This is a genomic window from Gluconacetobacter takamatsuzukensis (genome assembly GCF_014174275.1).
Lineage (GTDB): Bacteria > Pseudomonadota > Alphaproteobacteria > Acetobacterales > Acetobacteraceae > Gluconacetobacter > Gluconacetobacter takamatsuzukensis.
The window spans coordinates 1-25806 of record NZ_JABEQK010000006.1 but is presented as its reverse complement, the minus strand read 5'-3'; the positions used below and the strand labels follow the sequence as shown (position 1 = coordinate 25806).

The 25806-nt window shown below is 63.0% G+C and carries 20 protein-coding genes; 8 read left to right on the top strand and 12 right to left on the bottom strand.

Translation table 11 applies throughout. The features are described 5' to 3' along the window. The first annotated feature begins 36 nt into the window (after positions 1 to 36). From rpsB to parC, 4 genes are all read left to right on the top strand, one after another. Entirely contained in the window at positions 37 to 825 is a 789-nt protein-coding gene (rpsB, locus tag HLH27_RS09105) for a 30S ribosomal protein S2 (RefSeq protein ID WP_182949719.1), read from the top strand. 121 nt (positions 826 to 946) lie between these two features. Continuing rightward, entirely contained in the window at positions 947 to 1852 is a 906-nt protein-coding gene (gene tsf / locus HLH27_RS09100; RefSeq protein WP_182949718.1) for a translation elongation factor Ts, read from the top strand. Positions 1853 to 1894: 42 nt separating this feature from the next. Further along, complete coding sequence (gene recO / locus HLH27_RS09095) at positions 1895 to 2644, top strand: DNA repair protein RecO (RefSeq protein WP_182949717.1); 750 nt, start codon at positions 1895 to 1897, stop codon at positions 2642 to 2644. 90 nt (positions 2645 to 2734) lie between these two features. Continuing rightward, positions 2735 to 4954 carry a DNA topoisomerase IV subunit A gene (gene parC, locus HLH27_RS09090; protein ID WP_182949716.1) on the top strand — a complete coding sequence of 740 codons (2220 nt, stop codon included), beginning with the start codon at positions 2735 to 2737 and terminating at the stop codon, positions 4952 to 4954. Between the two features lie 27 nt (positions 4955 to 4981). Here parC and HLH27_RS09085 read toward each other — a convergent pair whose 3' ends face one another. The 3 genes from HLH27_RS09085 to HLH27_RS09075 all read right to left on the bottom strand — a co-directional run bounded on the left by HLH27_RS09085 (position 4982) and on the right by HLH27_RS09075 (position 8502). Further along, the gene (locus tag HLH27_RS09085) at positions 4982 to 5761 is read right to left on the bottom strand and encodes an arginyltransferase (RefSeq protein ID WP_246375688.1); all 780 of its coding nucleotides are present in this window, start codon (positions 5759 to 5761) and stop codon (positions 4982 to 4984) included. A 185-nt stretch (positions 5762 to 5946) separates the two neighbouring features. Next, entirely contained in the window at positions 5947 to 6942 is a 996-nt protein-coding gene (hemB, locus tag HLH27_RS09080) for a porphobilinogen synthase (protein WP_182949715.1), read from the bottom strand. A gap of 99 nt (positions 6943 to 7041) precedes the next feature. After that, positions 7042 to 8502, bottom strand: coding sequence for an amino acid permease (locus HLH27_RS09075; RefSeq protein WP_182949714.1), 1461 nt, complete (start codon positions 8500 to 8502; stop codon positions 7042 to 7044). Between the two features lie 207 nt (positions 8503 to 8709). Here HLH27_RS09075 and glyA point away from each other — a divergent pair, with 207 nt between their 5' ends. Continuing rightward, positions 8710 to 10008, top strand: coding sequence for a serine hydroxymethyltransferase (gene glyA / locus HLH27_RS09070; protein ID WP_182949713.1), 1299 nt, complete (start codon positions 8710 to 8712; stop codon positions 10006 to 10008). An 88-nt stretch (positions 10009 to 10096) separates the two neighbouring features. Here the strand turns inward: glyA and HLH27_RS09065 are convergent, their stop codons facing one another. The 4 genes from HLH27_RS09065 to HLH27_RS09050 all read right to left on the bottom strand — a co-directional run bounded on the left by HLH27_RS09065 (position 10097) and on the right by HLH27_RS09050 (position 15270). Continuing rightward, entirely contained in the window at positions 10097 to 11428 is a 1332-nt protein-coding gene (locus HLH27_RS09065; RefSeq protein ID WP_182949712.1) for a c-type cytochrome, read from the bottom strand. Beyond that, positions 11425 to 13203 carry a GMC family oxidoreductase gene (locus HLH27_RS09060; RefSeq protein ID WP_182949711.1) on the bottom strand — a complete coding sequence of 593 codons (1779 nt, stop codon included), beginning with the start codon at positions 13201 to 13203 and terminating at the stop codon, positions 11425 to 11427. The genes HLH27_RS09065 and HLH27_RS09060 overlap by 4 nt, the downstream gene beginning before the upstream one ends. Positions 13204 to 13217: 14 nt before the next feature. Next, complete coding sequence (locus HLH27_RS09055; protein WP_246375686.1) at positions 13218 to 13913, bottom strand: gluconate 2-dehydrogenase subunit 3 family protein; 696 nt, start codon at positions 13911 to 13913, stop codon at positions 13218 to 13220. 319 nt (positions 13914 to 14232) lie between these two features. Further along, positions 14233 to 15270, bottom strand: coding sequence for a M14 family metallopeptidase (locus HLH27_RS09050; protein ID WP_182949709.1), 1038 nt, complete (start codon positions 15268 to 15270; stop codon positions 14233 to 14235). 591 nt (positions 15271 to 15861) lie between these two features. On the opposite strand from HLH27_RS09050, the gene HLH27_RS09045 reads away from it, so the two are divergent. Next, positions 15862 to 16464, top strand: a complete 603-nt coding sequence (locus HLH27_RS09045) for an acyltransferase (protein ID WP_182949708.1) — start codon at positions 15862 to 15864, stop codon at positions 16462 to 16464. Positions 16465 to 16917: 453 nt separating this feature from the next. Here the strand turns inward: HLH27_RS09045 and HLH27_RS09040 are convergent, their stop codons facing one another. The 3 genes from HLH27_RS09040 to HLH27_RS09030 all read right to left on the bottom strand — a co-directional run bounded on the left by HLH27_RS09040 (position 16918) and on the right by HLH27_RS09030 (position 20044). Beyond that, entirely contained in the window at positions 16918 to 17484 is a 567-nt protein-coding gene (locus HLH27_RS09040; protein ID WP_182949707.1) for a class I SAM-dependent methyltransferase, read from the bottom strand. A gap of 386 nt (positions 17485 to 17870) precedes the next feature. Beyond that, positions 17871 to 18938: a glycosyltransferase gene (locus HLH27_RS09035; protein WP_182949706.1), complete on the bottom strand. Its 1068-nt coding sequence runs from the start codon at positions 18936 to 18938 to the stop codon at positions 17871 to 17873. 50 nt (positions 18939 to 18988) lie between these two features. Continuing rightward, on the bottom strand, positions 18989 to 20044 hold the full coding sequence (locus HLH27_RS09030; RefSeq protein WP_246375684.1) for a DegT/DnrJ/EryC1/StrS family aminotransferase: 1056 nt from the start codon (positions 20042 to 20044) through the stop codon (positions 18989 to 18991). Positions 20045 to 20488: 444 nt separating this feature from the next. Here HLH27_RS09030 and HLH27_RS09025 point away from each other — a divergent pair, with 444 nt between their 5' ends. Continuing rightward, entirely contained in the window at positions 20489 to 20686 is a 198-nt protein-coding gene (locus HLH27_RS09025) for a hypothetical protein (protein WP_182949705.1), read from the top strand. Positions 20687 to 20850: 164 nt separating this feature from the next. Here HLH27_RS09025 and HLH27_RS09020 read toward each other — a convergent pair whose 3' ends face one another. Further along, complete coding sequence (locus HLH27_RS09020; RefSeq protein WP_182949704.1) at positions 20851 to 22047, bottom strand: DEAD/DEAH box helicase; 1197 nt, start codon at positions 22045 to 22047, stop codon at positions 20851 to 20853. Positions 22048 to 22151: 104 nt separating this feature from the next. On the opposite strand from HLH27_RS09020, the gene HLH27_RS09015 reads away from it, so the two are divergent. Then, positions 22152 to 23120 carry a mitochondrial fission ELM1 family protein gene (locus tag HLH27_RS09015; protein WP_246375682.1) on the top strand — a complete coding sequence of 323 codons (969 nt, stop codon included), beginning with the start codon at positions 22152 to 22154 and terminating at the stop codon, positions 23118 to 23120. A gap of 139 nt (positions 23121 to 23259) precedes the next feature. Here the strand turns inward: HLH27_RS09015 and HLH27_RS09010 are convergent. Beyond that, positions 23260 to 25806, bottom strand: a 2547-nt coding sequence (locus HLH27_RS09010) for a hypothetical protein (RefSeq protein ID WP_456305487.1), incomplete at its 5' end; no start/stop codon positions are given.

Below are 25806 nucleotides of genomic sequence, written 5' to 3'. Positions count from 1 at the left end.
CGGAGGAACAACCAGAAGACCAAGGATACAGCCGCCATGGCTATGCCCGATTTCACCATGCGCCAACTGCTGGAAGCCGGCGTCCATTTCGGACACCATACCCGTCGCTGGAACCCGCGCATGGCGCCGTTCCTGTTCGGCGTGCGCAACCAGGTCCATATCATCGACCTGCAGCAGACCGTCCCGATGCTGGACCGCGCCCTGAAGGCGATCCGTGACACCGTCGCCGGTGGCGGCCGCGTCCTGTTCGTCGGCACCAAGCGCGCCGCCGCCGACCAGATCGCCGAAGCCGCGAAGCGTTCGGGCCAGTATTACGTCAACCACCGCTGGCTGGGCGGCATGCTGACGAACTGGAAGACCATCACCGGTTCGATCAAGCGCCTGCGCCAGATCGACGACATGCTGGGCGGCGACACGCACGGCCTGACGAAGAAGGAAATCCTGGACATCACCCGCAACCGCGAGAAGCTGGAGCGTTCGCTGGGTGGCATCAAGGAAATGGGCGGCCTGCCGGACATCCTGTTCGTGATCGACACGAACAAGGAGAAGCTGGCGGTCGAGGAAGCCAACAAGCTGGGCATTCCGGTCGTCGCGATCCTGGACAGCAATTCCGACCCGCGTGGCGTGACCTTCCCGATTCCGGGCAATGACGACGCCATCCGCGCCATCGCGCTGTATTGCGAGCTGGTGTCGGGCGCGGTGCTGGACGGCATTTCGGCCGAGCTGGGCGCGTCGGGCGAGGATTTCGGCGCTGCCGAGGAACTGCCGATCGACACGGCCGCCGAAGTTGCGGCGGCAGAAGCCGAGACCGCCCCGGCGGTCTGATCCCGGCGGATCGACTGAAGGGACCCCGGCCCATCCACGGGACGGGGTCTTGATGATGATGAAAGCGCGGGCGCGTCCGGCCGGAAGGCAGGGCGCGCCCCTGCCTTGAGGAGAGACGGATATGGCGGAGATTACCGCTGCCCTGGTGAAGGAACTTCGCGAGAAGACCGGCGCCGGCATGATGGATTGCAAGAAGGCCCTGAACGAGGCCGCCGGCGAGATCGAGGCGGCCATCGACTGGCTGCGCAAGAAGGGTCTGGCCGCCGCGGCGAAGAAGTCGGGCCGTGTCACGGCCGAGGGGCTGGTTGCCGTGGCTTCGGCCGCGAACCGCGCCGCGATCGTCGAAGTGAACGCCGAGACCGATTTCGTTGCCCGCAACGAGAGCTTCCAGGGTTTCGTCGAGGCCGTGGCCAAGGCCGCGCTGACCGCTGGCGAGGACCTGGAGAAGATCAAGGAAGTCGTGCTCGAGAGCGGCCGCACGGTTGCCGACGAACTGACGCACCTGATCGCGACCATCGGCGAGAACATGTCGATCCGCCGCGCCCGCGTGCTGAGCGTGCCGTCGGGCGTCGTGGCCAGCTACATCCACTCGGCCGTTCGTCCGGGCCTGGGCAAGATCGGCGTTCTGGCCGCCATCGAGGCGCCGTCGGAGAGCGAGGCGCTTGAGACCCTGGGTCGCCAGATCGGCATGCATGTTGCCGCCACCCGTCCGGCCGCGCTGGATATCGACAGTGTCGATCCGGCCTCGCTGGAGCGCGAGCGCGCCGTGCTGGTCGAGCAGGCGCGTGCGTCGGGCAAGCCCGAGGCGATCATTGAGAAGATGGTCGATGGCCGTATCCGCAAGTTCTACGAGGAAGTCGTTCTTCTGGAGCAGGTGTGGGTGCATGACGGTGAGAGCCGGGTGCGCGAGATCGTCAAGAAGGCCGGCGCGAAGCTGATCGGCTTCGAGCGCTTCCAGCTCGGCGAGGGCATCGAGAAGGAAGAAAACGACTTCGCGGCGGAAGTCGCGAAGGCCGCCGGCGCCTGATCGGCGCCCGGCATACGGCATGAGCGGGGCGGGGCCTTCCTGATGGAATGGGAGGCACCCGCCCTTGTGCTGTCTGCCGCCCCGTATGGCGAGAGCAGCGCCATCGTTCATCTGCTGACCGAGGAGCACGGGTTGTTCCACGGTCTGTCGCGCGGCGGTTCCGCGCGCGCCGGGCGGGCCTTGTGGCAACCGGGCAATCTGGTCCGTGCCGTGTGGCGCGGGCGCCTGCCCGAGCAGTTGGGCAATCTTTCCGGCGAACTGGTGCATGGATCGGCGGCCCGGGTGATGGCCGCACCGCTGGCGTTGGCCATGCTGGCCTCGGTCTGCGCGGTGGCCGATGGCAGCCTGCCGGAGCGCGAGCCCCATCCGCGCATCTTTCATCTTCTGACCCGCTTCTTCGCGCTGATCAGCCTCGACCCCGAGATGGCGGGCTGGAACGGCATGGCCGCGCTGTTGCGGTGGGAAGCCTGCCTGCTGGGCGACCTGGGCTATGGCCTCGATCTGTCGGCCTGTGCGGTGACGGGGGCGACGGGCGGGCTGGCCTGGGTGTCGCCCCGGACCGGGCGGGCGGTCAGCGACGCCGGGGCGGGGACGTGGCGGCCGCGCCTGTTGCGCCTGCCGCCGCTGTTTCTGGATGAGGCCGATCCGGGCACCAGCACCGACTGGCAGGACGGGTTGCGGCTGACGGGGCATTTTCTGGCCCGCGACGCTTTCGGCCAGCATCACCGGCCGTTGCCGGCGGCGCGGCTGCGGCTGGCGGACATGATCGGGGCGATGGCCGCGCCGGACTGAGCGGCGGTTGGCCGGCGACTGGCCCTGCATCCGCCTGATGGACAAATCCTGCGTTTTCTCTATCTGTTCCTCCGGACAGGAGGAGTGCGCATGTCAGTGGAAACCAGTGGCCATATCGAGGAGACCCCCCTCGCGGAAGCGTTGAGCGAACGCTACCTGGCCTATGCGATGTCCACCATCATGTCGCGGTCGCTGCCCGACGTGCGCGATGGGCTGAAGCCGGTGCATCGGCGGATGATCTACGCGATGCGGCAATTGCGGCTGGACCCGAGTTCGGGGTTCAAGAAATGCGCCCGCGTCGTCGGTGACGTGATCGGTAAATACCATCCGCATGGCGATGCCTCGGTCTACGAGGCGCTGGTGCGGCTGGCGCAGGATTTTGCCGTGCGCTACCCGCTGGTCGAGGGGCAGGGGAATTTCGGCTCGATCGACGGTGATAACGCGGCGGCCATGCGGTACACCGAGGCCCGGATGACCGAGGTCGCCCGTGCGCTGTTGCAGGGAATCGACGAGGATTCGGTCGATTTTCGTCCGACCTACGATGGCGAGGAAGAGGAACCGGTCGTGATGCCGGCGGCCTTTCCGAACCTGCTGGCCAATGGCGCGGCGGGAATCGCGGTGGGCATGGCCACCAACATTCCCCCCCATAATGTCGGTGAGATCTGCGACGCGGCGATGCTGCTGGTCCGCAAGCCCGATTCCAGCGTGGCCGATCTGCTGGCGCTGATGCCGGGCCCGGATTTTCCGACCGGTGGCGTGGTGGTCGAGGATCGCGCGACGCTGTTGCAGGCCTATGAGACCGGGCGCGGCAGCATCCGCATCCGCGCCCGCTGGGCAGTGGAGCAGGGGCGGTTCGGCACCTGGCAGATCGTGGTGACGGAAATTCCGTACCAAGTGCAGAAATCGCGCCTGATCGAGCTGGTCGCCGACCTGATGGAGCAGAAGAAGCTGCCGCTTCTGGGCGATATCCGCGACGAGAGCACCACCGACATCCGTCTGGTGCTGGAGCCGAAGACGCGTGGCGTCGAGCCTGAAGTGCTGATGGAGACGCTGTTCCGCGCCACGCCGCTGGAGAGCCGGTTCGGCCTGAACATGAATGTGCTGGGGGCCGACCGGGTGCCCGGCGTGCGCGACCTGCGCGAGGTGTTGCAGGCGTGGCTGGACCATCGGCACGAGGTGTTGCAGCGCCGCAGCCGCTACCGGTTGCAGGCGGTGGATCGGCGGCTGGAGATCCTGGACGGGTTCCTGGCGGTCTATCTGAACCTCGACGAGGTGATTCGCATCATTCGCGAGGAGGACGATGCGAAGGCCGGGCTGATGGCGGCTTTCTCGCTGACCGAATTGCAGGCGGATTCGATCCTGAACATGCGGCTGCGCAGCCTGCGCCGCCTGGAAGAGATCGAGATCCGCAAGGAACATGCCGACCTGACCGCCGAGCGTGCGGGTCTGACCGCGCTGCTGGAAAGCGAGGCCCTGCGCTGGAAGACGATCGGCGGGGAAATCAAGGAGATCCGCAAGGCGTTCGGCAGCGGCGCGCTGGGTGCGCGGCGCACCGAGCTGGCGGCGCCGCCGCGCGCCATCGATGTGTCGGTGGTCGAGGCCGTGGAGCGCGAGCCGCTGACGCTGATCCTGTCGGCCAATGGATGGGTCAAGACCGTCAAGGGGCATGGGGTCGATCCGGCGGCCCAGAAATTCAAGGAGGGGGACGGGTTCCGCCTGTCGGTGGAATGCCAGTCCACCGATCGGCTGTGCTTCTTCGCCACCGATGGACGGGCCTTTACGCTGCGGGCGTCGGACCTGCCGCGCGGCCGGGGCGACGGCCAGCCGATCCGTCTGCTGGCCGAGCTGTCGAACGACGAGGACGTGATTGCGGTGTTTCCGGTGCGCGAGGGCGAGCGGCATCTGCTGGTGTCGAGTTCCGGCCGTGGGCTGGTGGTCCGGGACGAGGATCTGGTGGCGGAAAAGCGCACCGGGCGGCAGGTGCTGAACCTGAAGGATGACGAGAGCGCGCGCATCTGCCTGCCGGTCGAGGGCGACCATGTGGTGGTGCTGGGCCAGAATCACCGCATGCTGGTCTTTCCGGTGGCGCAGTTGCCGGAAATGGCGCGGGGGCTGGGCGTGGCCTTGCAGAAATACAAAGATGGCGGGCTGCTGGATGCGTGCATCCTTTCGTCCACGGGGGGCGTGGCGTGGCCCGATCCGGCGCGGGTGCGGCCCTTTGCCGATTTCCGCGATTATGTGGGCAAGCGGGCGGATGTCGGCCGGGCGGCGCCGGCCTGGGCGACGCGCAAGCCTCGACCGAAGGCGTAAGGGCGGGTTTCCGGCCTCGCCGGCCTGCTATTCCGGCAGGCCGGCGGGGAAGCGGGTCGCGTTGCCGCCGCTGGCGGGCAGGTTGGTCGGGTCGAGTGCCGTCCAGCTGCCGTGATGCAGGATTTCCGCCGGGCGGAAGCGGGATTTGTAGGCCATCTTGGCACTGTCGCGGATCCAGTAGCCCAGATAGAGATAGGGCAGGCCCAGGCGCCCGGCATAGGCGATCAGGTGCATGATGGCGTATGAGCCCAGCGAGTGCTCTTCCATGCCGGGATCGTAGAAGCTGTAGACCGCCGACAGCCCGTCATCCAGCCGGTCGATCAGGCTGACGCAGACCAGCTGGTCTTCTTGCGTGCGGAATTCGACCATCGCCGTATCGACGGGCGTGTCCTCGATCATCGCGCGGTAATCGTAGAAATTCATCGCCGCCATGTCGCCTTCCGCGTGGCGGGCGAATTGGTAGCGCTGGAACAGGACGAATTGTTCGGTGGTGGCGTGGGCCGGGACCTCGAACCCTTCGATCGTCGCGTTGCGGCGCAAGGTGCGGCGCTGCGTCCGGTCCGGGCTGAAGGTCGCGACCGGGACCCGGATGGGCACGCACGCATTGCACGACGGACAGACCGGCGCGTAGGCGATGGTGTGGCTGCGCCGGAAGCCGGCGCGGGACAGGCGGTTGTGCAGCCGTTCGGCGTCCGGGCCGCCGATGTCGGTCACGACCTTGCGCTCCATGCGGCCGGAAACATAGGGGCATGGCATGGGGGCGGTCGTGTAGAAAAGCTGCGGACGACGCGGCGATGTATAGGTCATACGCCTCCTCGACAGGCTTCAGCGCCCCATACGGGCCGATGGTGACAGGGGCCCCGTACGATAACCTGAAGCGTCGCGAGGCACCGGTCCGGACCGATGGTAACGGCAAAGGCACCGCCTTGCATCACAAACCGCCATGAAAACGACGATTTGTGACGTGCGCGTGACGGGGCGCCGCCGCCGGCTCAGCCCTCGCGCAGGCGGCGCGCGGCCTCGACCGCGAAATAGGTCAGCACGCCGTTGGCGCCGGCGCGGCGGAAGGCCAGCAGGCTTTCCAGCATCGTGCGCTCGGGGTCCAGCCAGCCATTTTCCATGGCGGCGGTCAGCATCGCGTATTCGCCCGAGACCTGGTAGGCGAAGGTGGGTACCGCGAAGCGTTCGTGGACGCGGCGGATGACGTCAAGATAGGGCATGCCCGGCTTGACCATCACCATGTCCGCGCCTTCGGCCAGGTCCAGTGCCACTTCGCGCAGGGCCTCGTCGCTGTTGGCCGGGTCCATCTGATAGGTCTTCTTGTCGCCTTTTAGCAGGCCGCCCGAGCCCAGCGCATCGCGGAACGGGCCGTAGAACGCGCTGGCATATTTGGCGGCGTAGGACATGATCCGCGTGCCGACCAGCCCCTGGGCGTCCAGGTCGCGCCGGATGGCGCCGATGCGGCCGTCCATCATGTCGGACGGGGCGATGATGTCGATGCCCGCCGCCGCCTGGTTGACCGCCTGGCGCGACAGCACGTCGACCGATTCGTCGTTGACGACGTAGCCGTCGCGGATCAGCCCGTCATGTCCGTGGTCGGTATAGGGGTCGAGCGCCACGTCGCCGATCAGGCCCATATGGGGGAATTCGCGTTTCAGCAGACGGGCCGCGCGGCACATCAGATTGTCCGGATTGACGGCCTCGGACCCTTTTGCGTCGCGCTGGCTGGTGGGGGTGATCGGGAACAGGGCGAGGGCGGGAATGTCCAGTTTTGCCGCCGGTTCGACATGGGCGGCCAGCCGGTCCAGCGTGACCCGGCGCACGCCGGGCATCGATGCCACGTCGGTCTGGCTGTCGGTGCCTTCCATGACGAAGATCGGCCAGATCAGGTTGTCGACCGTCAGCGTCGTCTCGGCCACCAGGCGGCGGGTGAACGGGTCCTGGCGGTTACGGCGCAGACGGGTGGTGGGAAACTGGCCGAGCGTCATGATGCGGTCTCCGGAAATGACCGGCGCATTATGGAACGCGTTCGCGAGGGTGGCCAGATGCGCGGGCGCGGGGGAGATTCCCGCCGCGCCCGAGACGGGTCAGGCGTCGTGCGCCAGGTGGCTGTTGCGCCGGCTGTAGCCGAAATAGATCAGCATGCCGATGGCCATCCATACGCCCAGCCGGATCCAGGTCAGCCCGTCCAGCGACAGCATGACCGCGGTGCAGCAGACGATGCCGAGGATGGGGATGATCGGGCCGCCGGGCACGCGGAAGCGGCGTTCCATGTCCGGAGCGCTGCGGCGCAGGAACATGACGCCGATACAGACGATGACGAAGGCCAGCAGGGTGCCAATCGACGTCATGTGGGCGAGCTGGTCGATGGGCAGGAACGCCGCCAGCCCGCCGGTCAGGACCATGAACAGCAGGTTGGAATACCACGGCGTGCGCCAGCGCGGATGGATGGAGGCGAACAGGCGTGGCAGCAGCCCGTCGCGCGACATGGCGTAGAACACGCGACTCTGCCCTAGCAGCAGGACCAGGAGGACCGAGGTGAAGCCGCAGATGATGCCCAGCTTCACCGCCAGCTTCAGCCAGGCGAAGGGGGTCTGGTCGATCGCGGTGGCGACCGGGGCGGCGTCGCCCAGCATGTCCTTGTAATTCACCAGGCCGGTCAGCACGAGCGAGAACAGGACATAGGCGACGGTGCAGACCAGCAGGCTGCCCAGGATGCCGATGGGCATGTCGCGCCCGGGATTGCGGGCCTCCTGCGCCGCGGTGGAGACGGCGTCGAATCCGACATAGGCGAAGAAGATGGTGCCGGCCGCGCGCATGATGCCCGACAGGCCGAAATGGCCGAACGTGCCGGTATTGTCCGGGATGAAGGGGACGTAGTTCGCCGTCTTGATATAGGGCAGGCCGAACGCGACGACGGCGACGATGATCGCGAGCTTCACCACCACGATGACGGCGTTGACGCGGGCCGATTCGGACACGCCGCGGATCAGCAGCGCCGAGACGACGCAGATGATGAAGGCCGCCGGCAGGTTCATCAGCCCCGTGACGTGGCTGCCGTCGGGCAGCACGACCGTCTCGAAGGGCGAGGCGAGCAGCCTGGGGGGGAGGGAGATGCCCCAACTGCCCAATAAGGACGCGACGTAGCGGGACCAGCTGACCGACACGGCGGCGGCGCCGACGGCATATTCCAGCACCAGGTCCCAGCCGATGATCCAGGCCACGACCTCGCCCAGCGCCATGTAGGCATAGCTGTAGGCGCTGCCGGCGATGGGGATCATGCTGGCCAGTTCGCTGTAGCACAGGCCGGCGAAGCCGCAGGCGACCGCGGCGACGATATAGGACAGCACCACGGCGGGACCCGCATTTTCGGACGCGGCGATGCCGGTCAGCGAAAACAGGCCGGCGCCGATGGTGCAGCCGATTCCCAGCGCGATCAGGCTGGCCGGGCCGAGGACCCGCCGCAGGCCCTGCGTATCGGAGGGAATTTCGATTCGTTTGCGGCGAAGCAGGCTTGAGCTGGAACGGGTGACTGGCGGCTGCGCCATGCAGGGCGTCTCCTGATAAGGGAATGTCGGACAGGAACAAACCGGGTCGCGGCGCGGCCGGCGGGCGGATGTCGGTTATTCGGCGTGTGGCCTCGTCGGCGTGGAGACGCTAGAATGCGCAAAATTGCAATGACGCGTGGGCACGGGCGACGGGAATTCTTCCGGGGACTGGCTGAAGCGTTGCACGAAAGTTTGGAGAATATAACGATGCCGGACCATTTGAGCCAGAGCGGGTTGCAGTCCTATTTCCGTGCCCCCCTTGCGGACCGTGATCCGGCCGTGGCGGGGATGATCGCCGGCGAGCTGGAGCGGCAGCGTGACGGGATCGAGCTGATCGCCAGTGAGAACATGGTCTCGCAGGCAGTGCTGGAGGCCCAGGGCAGCGTCCTGACCAACAAATATGCCGAGGGCTATCCGGGCCGGCGCTATTACGGTGGCTGCGTCGAGGTCGACAAGGTCGAGGCCCTGGCGATCGAGCGGGTGAAGACGCTGTTCGGTGCCGGGTTCGCCAATGTGCAGCCGCATTCGGGGGCCAATGCCAACCAGGCCGCCTTCATGGCGCTGGTCAGCCCCGGCGACACCATCCTGGGCATGAGCCTGGCGGCGGGTGGCCATCTGACGCATGGGGCCGCGCCGAACTATTCCGGCAAATGGTTCAACGCGGTGCAGTACGGCGTTCGCCGCGAGGACGGCCTGCTGGATTACGAGGAGATGGAGCGCCTGGCGCGTGCCGAGCGGCCGAAGCTGATCGTGGCGGGGGGCTCGGCCTATCCGCGCGTGATCGATTTCGCGCGTTTCCGCGCCATCGCGGACGAGGTCGGGGCCTTCCTGATGGTCGACATGGCCCATTTTGCAGGTCTGGTGGCCGCCGGCCTGTATCCTTCGCCGGTGCCGCACGCCCATGTCGTGACCAGCACCACCCACAAGACGCTGCGCGGGCCGCGTGGCGGGCTGATCCTGACCAACGATGCCGATCTGGCGAAGAAGATCAACTCGGCGGTTTTCCCCGGCCTGCAGGGCGGACCGCTGATGCATGTCATCGCCGCCAAGGCGGTGGCGTTCGGTGAGGCCCTCCAGCCGGAATTCCGCACCTATCAGGAAGCGGTGGCGGCCAATGCCAACGTGCTGGCCGAGACGCTGCTGGCGCGCGGCTTCGACATCGTGACCGGCGGCACCGACAGCCATCTGCTGCTGGTCGACCTGCGGCCCAAGAAGGTGACGGGTCGTGCCGCCGAGCGTGCCCTGGAGCGCGCCGGGATCACGGCGAACAAGAATGCCGTGCCGTTCGATCCGGAGAAGCCGGCGGTGACGTCGGGCATCCGTCTGGGCAGCCCGGCCGCGACCGCGCGTGGCTTCGGTGTCGAGGAGTTTCGTGCGATCGGCGTGATGATCGACGAGGTTCTGACGGCCGTGGCCGAGAAGGGCGATGAGGGGTGCGCCGTGACCGAGCAGGCGGTGCATGAGAAGGTGAAGGCACTCTGCGCGCGCTTCCCCATCTATCGCTGAGCAGGTCGGCCCGCGCGCGCCGGTTGAGTGCCGGCGCGCGTCGAGGCCTTGCCGCCGATCGACGTGGCGAGCGACGGCGTTTCGCCTGTCAGTTCAGGGGAACGGGTTTGCCGTCGAGGACGGGGGGCGGGGCGGATTTCTGGAGCTCGGCCACGGTCGCCGCATCGACGGGGGGAGCATTGTTGCCCCAGGCTGCTCGGATGAAGGTCACGACGTCGGCGATCTGCTGCGGGCTCAGCATCCGGCCATAGGCCGGCATGACGAATGCGGAAGGGGCCCTGGCTGTGCCGGGAAGTGCCGCGCCGCTTTGAACGACATGCACCAGCGAGTCCGGTTGGTCGCTCATGATCACGGGGTTGCCCGCCAGTGGCGGAAAGACGGGCGCGTAGCCCTTTCCGTCCGTGCGGTGACAGGCGGCGCAATGATCGACGTATAATCTGGCTCCGCGCGCTGTGGCATCGCCCCGTTGCAGTTCTGCCGCGGCTGCCGGATCGTAATGCCATGCCGGTGCGGCGGGATGGCTGGGGCCGAGCGTGAGGAGATAGCGGGCCATGGCGTGCAGGTCCTCCGGGGTGAGGTGCTGCGTGCCGTGGACGATGGCGTTCGTCATGCCGCCGAACGATTCCCCTTTCCGGTTCCGTCCTGTGGACAGGAATGCAACGATGTCGTCCTCCGACCAGGATGCCAGACCGGTTCGCCGATCCTGGCGCAGGCTGGTGGGGACGAAGCCGTCGATCGGGGCGCCGCCCGACAGGAAGAGCGTGCCCGCGCTGCCGGACAGGGCTTTCTCCTGCAAGGCGAGGCCGCGTGGGGAATGGCAGGCGCCGCAATGGCCTGGCCCTTCCACCAGATATGCGCCACGGGCGATGGCCGGGTCGGGGAAGGGGCGATTGACATCCTGCTGCGCGGACTGGACGGCGGGGGCGAACACGGTCTTCCAGACGGACATCGGCCAGCGCATGGACAGGGGCCACGGAATGTCGGCGGCTGGAGTTGCCCTGGCCACGGGCTGCACGCCTTTCATGAAATAGACGTAGAGCGCGTGCATGTCGCTGTCGCTGATGCGGGCATAGGATGGAAACGGCATGGCCGGGTAGAGGCTTGTGCCGTCCCGGCGTACGCCTTCTCGCACGGCGCGGGCGAATTCCGCCTCCGACCAGGCACCGATGCCATGGGTGGGGTCTGGCGTGATATTGGATGAATAGATCGACCCCATCGGCAATTTGAAAGCCATTCCGCCCGCGAACGGGGGGCCGCCCTTGACCGTATGGCATGCGCTGCAATCGGAGGCGTCCGCGACATAGTGCCCCCTGGCAACCGGATTGTCCGAACCCTCCGCATGCGCCTGCGGCAGGTGGGCAAGCAGGAGAAGCGCGGCGGTACCCAGAATGGTCGCGGGCCGGAACGCACGATGCTTCATGCCTGCACCATGGGGCCGGGGTTTTTCAGATAGATCGTGCGGATATGGTAGGCCGACCAGTAGGCCAGTGCCGCGACCATGCCGGTTGGATTGTACCCCATGCCCTGGGGGAACGCGCTGGCACCGATGACGAAGACGTTCGGGACGTCCCAGCTCTGGAGATAGCGATTGACGGCACTCGTCTTCGGGTCGGCGCCCATGACGGCTCCGCCGCCAAGGTGGGTCGTCTGGTAGCGGCGCGTATCGAAGAGTTCGCCGGTTTCCAGTTTTGCCAGGGAATAGCGTGTTGCCCCCATTTCCTTCATGATGGGTTCGATCCTGCTCACGACATACTGGTTCATGCGGATATCGTTATCCTTCCACGTGAACGTCATTCTGAGCAGAGGCTGGGCGTAGGCGTCGGTGTAGGTCGGATCGAGGTCCAGATAGACGTCGCGGTACGCCATGTTGCTGCCGTGCGCGTCGATCGTGAGCGAGTGGCGGTACGTTTCCACCATCGCGTCCTTGTAGCCTTCGCCCCAGGTCGGGGCCTTGCCGCCTGGTCCGCCGATGGCGGCGGCGATGGGCTTGGCGCCGGCCTGATTGACCCAGACGGGCGAGCCGCCCACGAAGCCCAGCGGCCCGTGATCGAAATTCATGCTGTTGAAATCGTCGATGGCGACGCCGGCCCCACCGGCACCGACGAACAGGTTGGTATAGTGCGTGGAGGGAAGCCAGGCGCGGGAGGTCGTGATCGTCTGGTAGACGAAATTGCGCCCCACCGTGCCGGTGTTGGCGATCGGGTCGTAAGGCCGGCCGATGCCGGACAGCAGCATGAGGTGGACATTATGGAACTGGAAGGCGCTGATGATGACGAGATCGGCGTCCAGTGAGACTTGCCGATTGGTGCGCAGGTCCAGATAGGTGACGCCGGTTGCCTTCTTCCGGTCGCTGTCGAGATTGACTTTCAGGACATGGGCTTTGGTGATCAGCGTGAATTTCGGATCCTGGCGCAAGGCAGGCAGGATGTTCACGTTGGGGGATGCCTTGGAATACATGTAGCAATCGTACCCGCTGCAATATCCGCAGAAATTGCATGGCCCCATCTGCGCGCCGTAGGGGTTTGTATACGGGGCCGAGGCATTGGCCGCGGGCAGGGAATAGGGGTGGTAGCCGACATTGGCCGCGGCGGTCTTGAAGAGGCTTGCGGAATAGACGTCTTTCATCGCGGGCAGGGGGAAGGCGTCGGACCGGTCGGGTGCGAAGGTATTGCCCTTGCCCGCGATCTTTCCCTTGATGGTGTGGGGCTCGCCAGACGTGCCGAAGACTTTTTCCGCCTTGTCGAAGAAGGGTTCGAGTTCCTCGTAGGTCACGTCGTAATCCTGAAGGTTCATGCCTTCCGGAATGAAGTTCCTGCCATAGCGGGCGATGACGTTGCTGCGCAGGGCGAGGTCGTCGGGTGCGACGCGGAAGTGGACCCCGGACCAATGAAGTCCCGCCCCGCCGACACCTTCGCCGGGCAGAAAGGCGGCGAGGCGACGATAGGGCACCGCGACCTGCCCGATCGTATTGCGAATGGTGACGGTCGTCTGTGACAGGTTCTGGAACAGGCGATGACGGATGGCACCCCTGAGTTCGTCGATGGAGCCGGGATAGTCTCCCTCCACCGCTGTTGCGCGATCGTCCCCACGTTCGAGAACGGTGACTGAGAGGCCTGCTTCCGTCAGTTCCTTGGCGAGAATCGCGCCGGCCCAGCCTGCGCCGATAATGATCGCGTCGGTTTTTCCTGCGTTCATGATACTGAAAATCCTCAGGCCGTTTCGCCGGAAATCGAGACGGGGCCGAACGGGTAGGGTGCGCCCTCCTGATTGACCCAATCCATGAAATCGGCGCGGGCCCCGGGGAAGCCGAGCAGGGTCCAGCCTGCGAGGCCCTTGTTGCCGCCGTACAGGGGATCGGAAAAAACGCCTTCAAGCGTGTTCTGGCGCAATTGTTCGAAGAGCAGGTGCGCCGGAACGGCACCAAGCGACATTTCGCCGTGTTCCAGATCTTTCAGGAGCGCCGTCTGTGCCTGTGCATCGAGGTCGGCAAAGCCTCGGCCGTCATGGTGCTGGCGGGTATAGGCGTCCGCCCCCGCGATGCCCTGCCGATAGATGTCGCGCGGAGTAAGGGAAAGCTGATAACCGAGATTGGCCGGTGCAGTCAGGAAGGGCCCGGACATGTACCACAACGCCCCGTGCCCATATGGCGTGTCCATCTGGCGGTCGATGAATTCCGGCGCGCCGAGGCTGCGCGCGCCGGGGCCGTGTGCATCCGTCGGAAAGATCCGTTCGCATGCAGCGTTCAGGAAGCGCCATTCCTCCGGGGTGAAATAGCGGGGCGTGTAGGGATGGGTCTCCGTCGCCAGGCTACCGGCCCAGACATCATGACCGGAGTAAAGCCAGAAGGATGTGGAACCCAGGAGACCAGCCAGGAAGCGGCGTCGGGTTGACGAGGGTCGTTTCATGGCGGTCTCCATTATGTTGAAAAATCCCCTATATTTTCTTGATAATATAAATTTTATCCTTAATTTTGCATGTCGGTTTTGTATCGGGGAAGTTTGATGGGTGAAAATAAAATTTATTTATTTTTGTTTATTTTTGTCATGTGATTTCTGTTTTTTTGCTTTCATTTCCGATGTTTCCTTGATCTCCGATAACCGGTGGGACGATTATCTGTGCTGATATCGACTGAGTCTCGGAACGTTCAATCGACAGGCGAAGAGCTTTTGGACATTCGGGCCGAACCGATCTGCGGGTAGAGAGCAGCTGTTGTCGATGAGGGGGCTATATTCGTGACCGGGCGGGGAGCCTTCGGGCCAGCCGGACTGCGGTTTGTCCTCGGCTGGGGCGCAGGTTGGGCATGACCAGCATGCAATCGGGATAGGGGGTGCGGATTTCGTCCGGGCCGTCCTGGGCCAGCAGAGTGCCCCGGCGGCGGATGACTTCGCCGCCCCGGAAGGGCCTGACGAAGCGGAAGCCCGGGGTGTGGGCCGTTACGATATCAGTCACCATCAATTGGCGGCAGGTGGTGGCTGGGGGCGTTGTGCCGGCGGGCAGCAAACCGCAATGCCGCAGCAGCGCGCGGACCGCGCTGTCCGTTGTTTCGACCGTATTGGCCGTCCAGTGCGCGCCGGCTTCCAGCAGGCAGGCGGCGTAGGGGCTGTCGGGGTCGGCAAAGCGTTCATAGTCGATCAGGCGTGGGCCGGCTTTGTGGCCGTGGTCGGCGACCACCAGTGGCGGGTCGCCGATCATCGTCGAGAGGCGGCGCCCGCTCTCGGTCGCGCCCGCCAGGATCAGCGGGGCGCCGGGCCAGAGCATCGAGTGCAGGTCCATCAGGATGTCGGCGGTTTCGATCACCGGCAGGATCGCCCGCGCGCGGTCGAGTTCCACCGAATGGCGTGGACTGGACAGGATCTGCCGGCTCCATACCCGGTTCATGTCTTCCTCGACGAAGCGCGAGGCGATGGGATTGTCGGGCGTGAAGCGGGCAAAGGCTTCCAGATTGGCGAAGATCAGGGACAGGCGCCCCCGGTTTGGCCGGATCCGCTCGCGCAGCAGCCGGTCCAGCACGATGGCGCCCGCGAATTCGTTGCCATGGACCAGAGCCGTCAGCACGACGTGAGGGCCGGGGCGGGGGGCTTCGTGATGCACCACGCCGGGAATACCGCAATGATCGGTCAGCCAGGGCGAGAGGTCCGGCGGTGTGATCTCCTGGGCGAAAGCGGGCAGTGCCGGCGGCGGCGGCGGCAGGGTTTCGAGGAATTTCGGGCGGGCGCGGACGCGGGGCGACGCGCCGGGCCGGGAGCCTGTGCCGCAGCTCATCCTGTCAGACCCCGCGCGTCCGGGAGGCAGGTGCCGGGCAGGCCATCGTCATGCACCACGTGAGCGGTCGGACAGGTCATGAAGACGATTTTATAGCGTCGCGCCAGACCTGCAATGCCGTAGCGCGCTCGGCGCCTGTCTGAACATGGGGAACGGTGGACGATCGCCGTCGGCGCGCATGTAGACAGGCACTCAGGAAGGATCGATGGCCATGAGTTTGAGAATATAGGTTCGGATTGCCCGTGAATGTCGAAGTTCACCACTAGCGTCACATCTTCGACATCGATACCGGGCGTCATTGTGCCGGTTGCGATCAGTATGCGCAGCGTAATGCAGTTGGAACCGCCGCGAGCTTACAGCCGCGTCGAGCTTAGTTGCTATTGCCATGCTGGGGAACTGCGGACAAGCGCTGCCGGGCGCATCCGCCCATTTATAGGAGGGATGGAGATGGGGCCGGTGGCGCCCATGGACGATACCAGCGAAATGGCAACGGTGAGGCGTCGGCGACTGCTTCTGAATGAGGTGATAGCGCATCGATGGATTGCATGCCTATAATGTCATGCGATAAGTTTTATTTTAAGGCAGTGAACGATGCCACATTCTGAAAAAGCGCCTAATCCATTCGATCCGGGTTATTTTGAAACAGTCGAATTAAGAAAATTCGGATTCAAGAGTGTAGGTGAATGTGTCAGGATTGCAAAAAATTGTACAATCATAGGGATCGAAAATATAGAAATAGGAAGAAACGTACGAATCGACGGCAATGTTGTTATTGCTGCGCATTCTGGATTGCTAACGCTGGGGAATTATATTCACATTGGAGGTAGTGCCTATTTGGGATGTGTCGGTGGCATTACTCTTGGAGATTTTTCTGGCATATCCCAAGGGGTCCGTATTTATTCTGGAACGGACGACTATTCGGGGAAGTCTCTCACCAATCCAACGATTCCGAGGAAATATTTGAAAATAAATATTGGACCAGTTGTCTTGGAAAAGCACGTTATAGTGGGATCGGGTAGTGTTGTTCTGCCGGGTGTTCGTGTTGGAGAAGGTTCCGCGGTAGGTGCTTTATCGTTGGTTACGAAGTCTTTGGGGGAATGGGGAGTTTATTTTGGCTCTCCTGCAAAAAGAATTAAATCTCGGAGTAAAGATCTTTTGGTCCTGGAAGAGCAGATGCGGAAAGAAAATTTTTGATGTTTATTGTTGTTCTTTCGCGATGTGGTTCTGTTCCTCTACCCGAGTGACAATATTGAGTGTAAATATGAAATTGTATGCTATGCGCCTGAGGTGAATTCGAAGCGTTGATTAGGAAAGCCGTGTCGCTGCATACTTACAGTGCAGGTAGATCATGGTTTTGTTTCGTAACCGACTGCTCGCGGTCGGTGACTGGGTATGGTGCGACGACCACGCTCAGTCACCGATGAATCTGCATCCGGTTGGAGATCAACGAGCAGGTCGCCCATCGGGCCATTGCCGCACCTGTCGCCTTATTCGCCAGAATTCAACCGCACGGAAAACGTCTTGCGTTATCTGAATCCGATACGTACTTCCCGCTTTGCTCGGCGCATCGACGATGTATCGTTTCTGCATGTGAAGTCGTATGGGACAGATTCGTGAAGATCAATCCTCCGTATAAAATCTCGCTGCTTATACCCACGCCTCAACTATAATTTCATGATGATATGGGCGAATCTCCAGATCATTGAATGTCGCGTTATTACTCTTTCGCCACTGGACCGTCTCGATCCTCGAAAAGCCAGCCAAGGCTAGCGAACGATGAAGATCCTGTTGGTCATAAACATACTGATGTCCCCACAATCTCAGACCTTCGTTAATCATTGCGCATGGTGTAGAGGGCGCCCAACCCATATCATGCCACTCGTTTATTCTTCCTTGGGTGTACTGATTGATAAGAAATGCTAAATCTGGAGTGCTGAGACGTAGCCCGCCACCTGGCTTGAGGATGCGTTTACATTCCCGAAGCAATTTCTGTCCCTCCGAATAGGAGATATGTTCAATAAAATGTTCGGAAAATATATATTGAACACATGCATTCGGTAGAGGAAGATCTTCCACAAGATCCCAGCGAAATGCATCTGGTTGTGGTTCATAATCTACATTCGTCCAGCCAGGCATCACGTTGCGCCCGCAACCAAGATGTAAGCGTCCAGTGGAGAGTGCTGATGTATAAAAGCCGTCCGTGAGTTTATTCATGACATCGTTCCGAATTGGTAGAAGAAGATTAGGTCAATTCGCATGGCAATAGGATCTGGGTCGATTGTTCTGCCGGCGCTGGGGTATCCGGTGTAGTCGTGCGCCTGAAACGCCTGAAACGTCTGGCGACGATGGACCGGATTGCGAATCCGGTCTTTAGGCTTCGTCGCCCCTATATGGGCCAGCAAAATTTTATCCTGACAGCATATTCTTTTGGCGTTATGAGGTCGAGAGCCGAGTGAAAAGGACTTTCATTGTAGTCCCGGTGCCAGCCTGGTGCCTCGCGGTAGACCGGGCGGTTCAGGACAGAGGCCGCATCTTCGGCATTCGTGCGGTTAGCAACTGAGGGCATAATTGGTGCCGAAGTTCTCTATCCCCAGTCTTGTTTATTGCGGTATTTTTTTTGTATCCAGCGGAGACATTGCGATTATATTATGCAACGTGTTTTCCAGCGCCTGGAATTTTTCTTTGATGAGAGTATTGTAAATGTCAGAATTCCCTGTGTAATTTAGATATTCTCTATAAGTGATTCCAGAGGGAGAATGCTCTTCCGATTGGGGAGGGAGGGCGTTGTAAAGTAATTCAAGGCCTAGGCTATGCAAATGGGTGATATTCGTCGCCATGCAGATGCGCCCGAGTGCTATGGCGGGGTTGACGGATTTATTGATGTTCAACGCTTCCAGTTCCGGAGAAAATACGGCAGCAAAGAGATCGCCGGGCAGTCTTGCGTACTGACGAAGCACACGTGTCGTTTCCCATGCGACGCGGACAATATTTTGCGCCTTGGGCGCGCTGACATTCCCATTGTTGTTGAGGATACGAAAGCCGATCATCGGTTCGGCCATAATGTGAATAGGATATGCGGCGAGCAGGCGGATCCACATGTCGAAGTCGGGAAGTTGCGCCAAACGCTCGTCGTAGACGCCGAGCTCCTCGTAGCAGCGTCGCCGTATTAGAATGGTCGGATGGCAGAGACAATTCCCTACAAAGAAAAAATGCCGTAGCCAATCAACCTGGCTGCGGTTGGGGGCAAGGAAAACCTTGTGATTAAATGTGGATATTTGATTTTCAATAACCGCTCCGTCTTCATTGATGAAGATTGGATAGGCGAAAACGGCTCCTATTTCAGGGTGCGCATCCAGATAGGCTACTTGCTTTTCGAGTTTGTGCGGCAAGTAGACGTCATCCGAACTCAGATTGCTAATATATTCTCCTGTTGCGCGATTCAGAGCGTCGTTTCCCGCGCTGCAGGCTCCACGATTCGTTTCAAAACGTCTTAATTTTATGCGCGGATCTTGAATTGAGGCTATGACGTCCGGAGTGCCGTCTACTGACCCGTCGTCAGTAACGACGATTTCGAAGTCCTGATAAGTCTGCCTGAGAACGCTATGGATTGCCGCAGCAACGAAGGGACGGTGCTGATAGCTTGCCATAATGATACTGACGCGAGGCATGAAGGCAGTCTCCGGCGGTTTTAATATGAGAGCAGGAATGGTCTCTGCGGTCAGGCAGCGAGAATGAATAAGATGGCGTCACAGATACGGTGGACATCCTGGGCACTCAAGCCGCCATAAAACGGGAGGCACAGGACTTCTTCAGCGACCTGCTGTGCGACTGGCAGGAGGTGGTCCTGCGCGCTGGGTAACATGCGATAGCAACTGTAATTGCTGCATAGAGGATAAAAATATTTTCTTGTATAAATATTATATTGACGCAATTTATCGAATAAATAGTCTCGGGATACTCGGCTTTCGCTATTCCTTACGCGAATGGCGAAATATTGCTGGCTAAGAGTTGCTCCCTCCACGACTGGAGGCATCACCAACTCCGGTCGATCGCCGAGGCGTTCGCGGTATATGTCGGCGATGACCTGCCGACGTTTGCGTTCGTCGGCTACCATGTTCAGCGTCAACAATCCGAGGGCGGCATGAAGCTCGCTCATCTTGCCGTTGATACCGGGCATCAACACGGTCGTTTCGTCTTGAATGCCAAAGTTCTTCAGGAAATCCACGCGTTTTTTGATTTCGCTATTCTGAACGACCAGAGCCCCACCTTCTGCCGTATGAAACAGCTTTGTGGCATGGAAACTCAGCATGGTGGCGTCGCCGAAGCTTGTCACCGATCGACCGCCAACGGTCGTTCCAAATGCGTGGGCACCGTCGTAGATTACTTTCAGGCCATGGCGGTCGGCAATTGTCTGCATACCTTCCACATCGCACGGCGTACCAAAAACATGGACCGCCAGAATCGCGCTGGTGCGATTTGTGATCAGCGGCTCAATATTGCGGGGATCGAGATTCATCGTCACCGGATCGATGTCGGCGAATACCGGTGTAATATTGTTCCACGACAGCACGTGGGGGGTGGCGGCGAACGTGAACGGCGTCGTGATGACTTCACCTGACAGACGTAAAGCCTGGCAAGCGGTGATCAAGGCGATGGTTCCGTTGTTGAACAGGGAGATGTTGGCTGCATCGAGATAAGTGCCGAGCGCTGTTTCCAGCGCGGCATGCTTGGGGCCACCATTGGTCAGCCACTGTGCGTCCCAGATTTCGGCCATGCGTGAAGCGAGTTGCTCCACAGGCGGGAGCATGGGGCGTGTGACGTAAATGGGCTGATCAAACGAATGAGGCGCAGATTTTGCTGTGAACACAGTGATATATCCGTTTCTCGTGTTCGACGTTCGATAGCCGAAAAGTGATTCCGAGGCGATGTAAAAAAATTTTGTCGATCGATTTAATGTTCATGTCAAGTTCCGGATTCCACGGGACGATCGAAATAAAGATTGACCCCATACTGCACATGAAAGCCGGTTTTTCGTGATCGGGTCTTCACGCGTGTTCCGTATTCAGTGCATTGGGACGGGGCTGGTGAGCGGTGATGTTGGGGTGGCCGTTTCCGAGACATGAAAACGCCTTTTGCTGGACTCCCTTAACTAATGGCTGCCAGGCAGGCGGCAATGGTTCGTGCTACAGTTCCGACGGCAGGGTAAGATCTGGAGAGCGTGTTCGTCACGGCGCTGGCGCTGTATCCCGGTGGCGCGGACGGGTTGGATGCGATCGAGTGGGTGTATTTCCATGATCGGCAGCGTGTGGCCAGCTCACGGTGCGAGGCCGCGCCAGAGCTGATTGATCTGCCGCTGACGGCTTGGAGGGGGCTAGTCGTCAGCTTCGACAGCGCGTGGGGCGCGATGCGTTGCTGACCGTACCGGACGGGCCATCGTCATGCATCACGAGAGCGGTCGGACAGGTCATGGAGATGATTGGTAGCGTTGCATCGGACCTGCAATGCCATGACGCGGCCAGCGCTTGCCCGTAAATGCGGGTTGGTGGGCGATCGCCGCCGGCACGTATGTTTGGCAAGCGCTCAGGAGGGATCGATGGCCGTGATCCTGGCGCTGGTCTGGCGTTCGATCTCGCGCAGCAATTGCCGCTCCTCCGGCGCGCACAGGGACAGGGCGGTGCCGCGGCGGCCGGCGCGGGCGGTGCGGCCGATGCGGTGGATATAGGCCTCGGGCTGTTCGGGGATGTCGTAATTCACCACCAGTGTCACGTCTTCGACATCGATGCCGCGTGCCATCACGTCGGTTGCGACCAGTACGCGCAACGTGCCGCGCCGGAAGGCGGCGAGCGTACGGTCGCGCCGGGCCTGGCTGTGATCGCCATGGAGGGCCGCTGCGGACAGGCCGGCGGATTCCAGCGCGCGGGCGACGGTGTCGCTGGCCTGTTTCGTGCGGGTGAACACCATGACCCTGTCCGGTGTCTTGTCCGGCGGGTCGCGTTTCAGCAATGCGATCAGTGTGGCGTTCTTGCGCGTGGCCGCGACGAAGGCGACCTGCTGGCGGATGCGGGGGGGCGGGGTGGTGGCCTCGGGCGGGGCGACATGCAACGGCCGGTGAAGCAGGCGGCGGGCCAGGGTGGCGACGGCAGGGGGCATGGTCGCGGAAAACAGCAAGGTCTGGTGCCGGGTCGGCAGGCGTTCGGCGATGGCCTGGATATCCTCGATGAAGCCCAGTTCCAGCATCCTGTCCGCTTCGTCCAGGATCAGGCAGGTGGTCTCGTCGAGGCCGATCGTCCCGTCGGCCAGATGATCGAGCAGGCGGCCGGGGGTGGCGACCAGGATGTCGGCGCCCCCGCGCAGGGCCCGGGTCTGGCGGTCCTTGGGGACGCCGCCGATGGCCAGGCCGATCATCAACTGGCAGCCATGGGCGCAGGTGCGGATGGCGGACGCGGTCTGGCTGGCCAGTTCGCGGGTCGGCGACAGGATCAGCGTTCGCACCGTGCCGGGGACGCCGTCCTGCTCCGTCGTCGCGGGGCGGGGGGTGGCGAGCAGCTTCTGGACCAGGGGCAGGGCGAAAGCGGCGGTCTTGCCGCTGCCGGTGCGCGACAGGGCCTCCACATCCTTTCCGGCCAGGATCGGTGGGATTGCGAGGGCCTGGATCGGGGAGGGCGCGGCGTAGCCCGCGCGGGCGACATTGGCCAGGATACGCGGTTGTAGGCCCAACTGCGCGAAAGTGGGGGCGTCGGTGCTGGTCGGGTCGGCAGGGGGAGGAGTGTCGGTCATCGTATGAAGGGATACCGTGTGTGGCGACTGGGGGGAAGAAAGCGAATGTTCCGGGGAGTGGCCTCGGCATTGACGGTTGGTGGCCAGGGACGGCAGATGGCGCGATGAGCATGTATGACGCACCCTCCGGCCTGCCTTCTGCGGATCGCGCGGTGGCGGTGGTGGCGGAAGATCTGGCCGGGATGCGGTCGCAGGCCTTCGGGCTGGCGGCGCGCGCGGGGCTGGATCCGTTTTTCTGTCCGGTGCGGGCAAGGGGGCTGTGGGGCCGGGTGCCTGCTGCGTGGTGGCCCGTGCCGTTGCGGGCTGTCGATCCGATTGATGCGGGGGCGGCTGGGCTGGTGTTCAGCGTTGGCGGTACGGGTGGGGCGGTTGGCGCTGCCCTGCGCGGGCCGGGGCGACGGGTGGTGCAGATCCAGAATCCCCGCATGCGGCTGGATCGGTTCGATCTGGTGGTTGCCAACCGGCATGATGAAATCAGCGGCCCCAATGTGTTGCTGTCGCGTACCGCGCTGCATGGGGTTTCGCCCGAACGGCTGGCGGCGGCGCGAGTGGAATGGCAGCCGCGCCTGGGGCATCTGCCGCGTCCGCTGGTAGCTGTGTTGTTGGGCGGCTCTAATGGCCGTTTCCGGCTGGACGAGGCGGTGGCGACACGTCTGGCGGCGCAACTGTCGGACATGATGCGCCGGGATGGGGTCGGTGTGGCGGTGACGCCGTCGCGGCGGACGGGAGAGGGTGTGTGCCGGATTGTCCGCGATGCCCTGTCGCCCCTCGGCGGGTGGGTGTGGGACATGTGCGGGGACAATCCCTATCTGGGGTTGCTGGCCTGCGCCGATGCTGTCGTAGTGACGCAGGACAGTGTTTCGATGGTGTCCGAGGCCGTGGCGGGTATGGCCCCCGTGATGGTCGTGGATTTGCCGGGCCGGTCGCGGCGGATCGGGCTGTTCCTGCGCGAACTGGCTGCCGCCGGGCGTATCCGCCGGTTCGCGGGGCGGATGGAGGACTGGGCGGTGACGCCGCTGGATGACACGATCGAGGTGGCGGAGACGATGCGGCAGCGGCTCCGTCTCGGCTGAAAGCCTGACCGAAAATACGGGTGCGCTGATCTCGCTCACCCGTGCCGATGAACCGCCCTTCCGGTTTCAAGTATTATTGCACTGGTATTATTGCACTGGATAGGGCTCGGCGGTGCCGGTGTCTGGCGGTTCATGAATATCAGAGCAATGCATGGTGGGGTGTCTGCTTATCGAGCAGGGCACGGGCATCGCGCTGGTGCGCCTTGGCGCCCAAATGCCGCAACTGGCTGCGTAGAGAGGGTTTTCCCTGTGAATGCGTAGATGGTTGATCGTTGAACGAAGCAAGATGTGGGTCGAGCATCAGCCTGTTGACGGTCGTCTGGATGGTGTCGAACGTCTGATGGATGGCCTGCGGCACTGCTTGCAGGTCGAGCAACTGGTGTTGGTGGCCGATGACGATATGAATGCCGACTTCGGCTTCGTGTCCGAAGAGATCGCGGCCGCGCACCTTGATGTCGAGGGAGCCGAACGCCTCTTCCGGAGCGGTCCCGGTAAAGATCCGGCTGCGCGAGTCGAACGAGAGCCAGTCAGGTAACGGACTGCCATCTGTCAGCGTGGCGGTGAGTTCGAGCTGGCTTTCGGTTCCGTCGTCGGTCAGGAACGCGCCCATTGGTACTGTTGTGCTGCCTTGCTGGTCGACAACGATGAAATGATTGATGGCCGTTCCGAATATCCAGTTCTGATGCGCGGCGGCCACGCCGCGCTGGAAGATGGTATTGAACGAACTGTCGACCGACGATGTCACCGTTGATGCGGGGCTTTCCCCGTTGCTGCCGGTTGCGCCGGGCAGGGCCGGGACGCCCTGCGGTCGGGTATTGGCAACCATTGTGGCGAGGTCGACGGTTGTGTTGGAAACCGCACTGGTGGGATCGGTCATCAGGCCGCTGACATCGGCCCGGGACATGTCCGTTCCATTGATCAGCGTCGAGCCGGTTTCGATCAACGCCACCGTCAGTTTTCCGGGGCTGCCGCTAAAATTGGACGCCGGCTGGAAGCTCAGTTGGGCGGTGGCCGGCAATATGATGGCTGAAGACGGCGAAAGTGTAGCCGGATCAATAGACTGCCAGCTTTTACCGCCATCGGTGGAATAGCGCCATGTTCCCTGGCTTGCCGTGGCGGTATCGCCGGTGATGGCGACGCCGGCGAGAGTGTTGGCGGTGGAGCCGGGCTGCTGGTCGACGGTGTCGGAGAAATTGCCGCCGAAGAGGGTTTGGACCGTATGTGCCGCACCGGTCGTGTCCCCGGTGCCAGCGGTCAGGGTGGCACTGCCGGTGGCGATTGGTGCGTCGTTGACCGGGGCGACACTGGTGTTGAGGTCCACGGATGCCACGCTGAGGGCGGTATTGGTGCCTGGACGGGAGACGTCGACGCCGGTCTGGGCAGTGGTGGCGGTGGCGATCTGGGCGCCGGTGACGGGGTTGCCCGCGGCGTCGGTATAGACCGGGACGTCGGTGGAGCTGTCGATCAGGGTCGCGGTGAGGCCGCCGGGCTGGCCGTTATAGTTGGATGCCGGGTCGAACTGGAGCTGGGCGCTCTGCGGCAGGACCAGAGCGTTGGTGGGAGACAGGTCGGACGGCAGGGCGGTCCAGGTCCGGCCGTTATCGGTGGAGTATTTCCAGGTGCCCTGATCGGGGGTGGCGGTGTCGGCCGTGATGGCGACGCCGGCGAGGGTGTTGGCGGTGGAGCCGGGCTGCTGGTCGACGGTGTCGGAGAAATTGCCGCCGAAGAGGGTTTGGACCGTCTGCGCCGGGCCGGTCGTGTCCTCGGTGCCGGCAGACAGGGTGGCGCTGCCGGTGGCGATCGGAGCGTCGTTGACCGGGGCGACACTGGTGTTGAGGTCCACGGACGCGACGCTGAGGGCGGTGTTGGTGCCTGGATGGGAGACGTCGACGCCGGTCTGGGCGGTGGTGATCTGGGCGCCGGTGACGGGGTTGCCGTTGGCGTCGGTATAGACCGGGACGTCGGTGGAGCTGTCGATCAGGGTGGCGGTGAGGCCGCCGGGCTGGCCATTATAGTTGGGTGCCGGGTCGAACAGGAGCTGGGCGCTCTGCGGCAGGACCAGAGCGTTGGTAGGGGACAGGTCGGACGGTAGGGCGGTCCAGGTCCGGCCGTTATCGGTGGAGTATTTCCAGGTGCCCTGATCGGGGGTGGCGGTGTCGGCCGTGATGGCGACGCCGGCGAGGGTGTTGGCGGTGGAGCCGGGCTGCTGGTCGGTGGCGTCGTTGAAGCTGGGGTTGAACAGGTCGTGGACGGTGGCGGACGGGGGCGCGGTTTCGTCCTCGATGCCTGCCGCCAGGGTCTCGGTTTCCTTGCCCGCGACCACGATCGGTGCATCGTTGACCGGGGCGACCTGGATGGTCAGGGGCGCGGTGGTGGCGCTGATCGAGGAGGTGCCGCCGGCATTGTTGACGTCGACGCCAGCCCGCACGGTCGTGGTGCCGGCCAGGTCGGCGCCATAGACGGGGGTGCCGCCATCCGTATAGACCGGCGCCGCGCCGGTATCGTTGTTGCTGCTGTCGATTGCCTGGACCGTCAGGGCGCCGGGCTGGCCGTTGAAGTTGGCCACCGGCACGAAGTCGAGTTGCACGTTGCTGCCGAGCACCAGCGCGTTGGTGCTGGAGAGGTCGGACGGCAGGACGGTCCAGCTCGCGCCGCCATCGGTGGAATAGCGCCACGTGCCCTGGGT

What these genes read in the sequence shown, in the direction of transcription:
- glyA (WP_182949713.1), top strand. Translation starts at nt 8,710, where the DNA reads ATGCCGGACCATTTGAGCCAGAGCGGGTTGCAGTCCTATTTCCGTGCC.
- tsf (WP_182949718.1), top strand. Translation starts at nt 947, where the DNA reads ATGGCGGAGATTACCGCTGCCCTGGTGAAGGAACTTCGCGAGAAGACC.
- HLH27_RS09020 (WP_182949704.1), bottom strand. Translation starts at nt 22,047, where the DNA reads ATGACCGACACTCCTCCCCCTGCCGACCCGACCAGCACCGACGCCCCC.
- HLH27_RS09040 (WP_182949707.1), bottom strand. Translation starts at nt 17,484, where the DNA reads ATGAATAAACTCACGGACGGCTTTTATACATCAGCACTCTCCACTGGA.
- recO (WP_182949717.1), top strand. Translation starts at nt 1,895, where the DNA reads ATGGAATGGGAGGCACCCGCCCTTGTGCTGTCTGCCGCCCCGTATGGC.
- HLH27_RS09055 (WP_246375686.1), bottom strand. Translation starts at nt 13,913, where the DNA reads ATGAAACGACCCTCGTCAACCCGACGCCGCTTCCTGGCTGGTCTCCTG.
- HLH27_RS09060 (WP_182949711.1), bottom strand. Translation starts at nt 13,203, where the DNA reads ATGAACGCAGGAAAAACCGACGCGATCATTATCGGCGCAGGCTGGGCC.
- HLH27_RS09075 (WP_182949714.1), bottom strand. Translation starts at nt 8,502, where the DNA reads ATGGCGCAGCCGCCAGTCACCCGTTCCAGCTCAAGCCTGCTTCGCCGC.
- parC (WP_182949716.1), top strand. Translation starts at nt 2,735, where the DNA reads ATGTCAGTGGAAACCAGTGGCCATATCGAGGAGACCCCCCTCGCGGAA.
- HLH27_RS09050 (WP_182949709.1), bottom strand. Translation starts at nt 15,270, where the DNA reads ATGAGCTGCGGCACAGGCTCCCGGCCCGGCGCGTCGCCCCGCGTCCGC.
- HLH27_RS09035 (WP_182949706.1), bottom strand. Translation starts at nt 18,938, where the DNA reads ATGCCTCGCGTCAGTATCATTATGGCAAGCTATCAGCACCGTCCCTTC.
- rpsB (WP_182949719.1), top strand. Translation starts at nt 37, where the DNA reads ATGGCTATGCCCGATTTCACCATGCGCCAACTGCTGGAAGCCGGCGTC.
- HLH27_RS09085 (WP_246375688.1), bottom strand. Translation starts at nt 5,761, where the DNA reads ATGACCTATACATCGCCGCGTCGTCCGCAGCTTTTCTACACGACCGCC.
- HLH27_RS09045 (WP_182949708.1), top strand. Translation starts at nt 15,862, where the DNA reads ATGCCACATTCTGAAAAAGCGCCTAATCCATTCGATCCGGGTTATTTT.
- HLH27_RS09015 (WP_246375682.1), top strand. Translation starts at nt 22,152, where the DNA reads ATGAGCATGTATGACGCACCCTCCGGCCTGCCTTCTGCGGATCGCGCG.
- HLH27_RS09065 (WP_182949712.1), bottom strand. Translation starts at nt 11,428, where the DNA reads ATGAAGCATCGTGCGTTCCGGCCCGCGACCATTCTGGGTACCGCCGCG.
- hemB (WP_182949715.1), bottom strand. Translation starts at nt 6,942, where the DNA reads ATGACGCTCGGCCAGTTTCCCACCACCCGTCTGCGCCGTAACCGCCAG.
- HLH27_RS09030 (WP_246375684.1), bottom strand. Translation starts at nt 20,044, where the DNA reads ATGGCCGAAATCTGGGACGCACAGTGGCTGACCAATGGTGGCCCCAAG.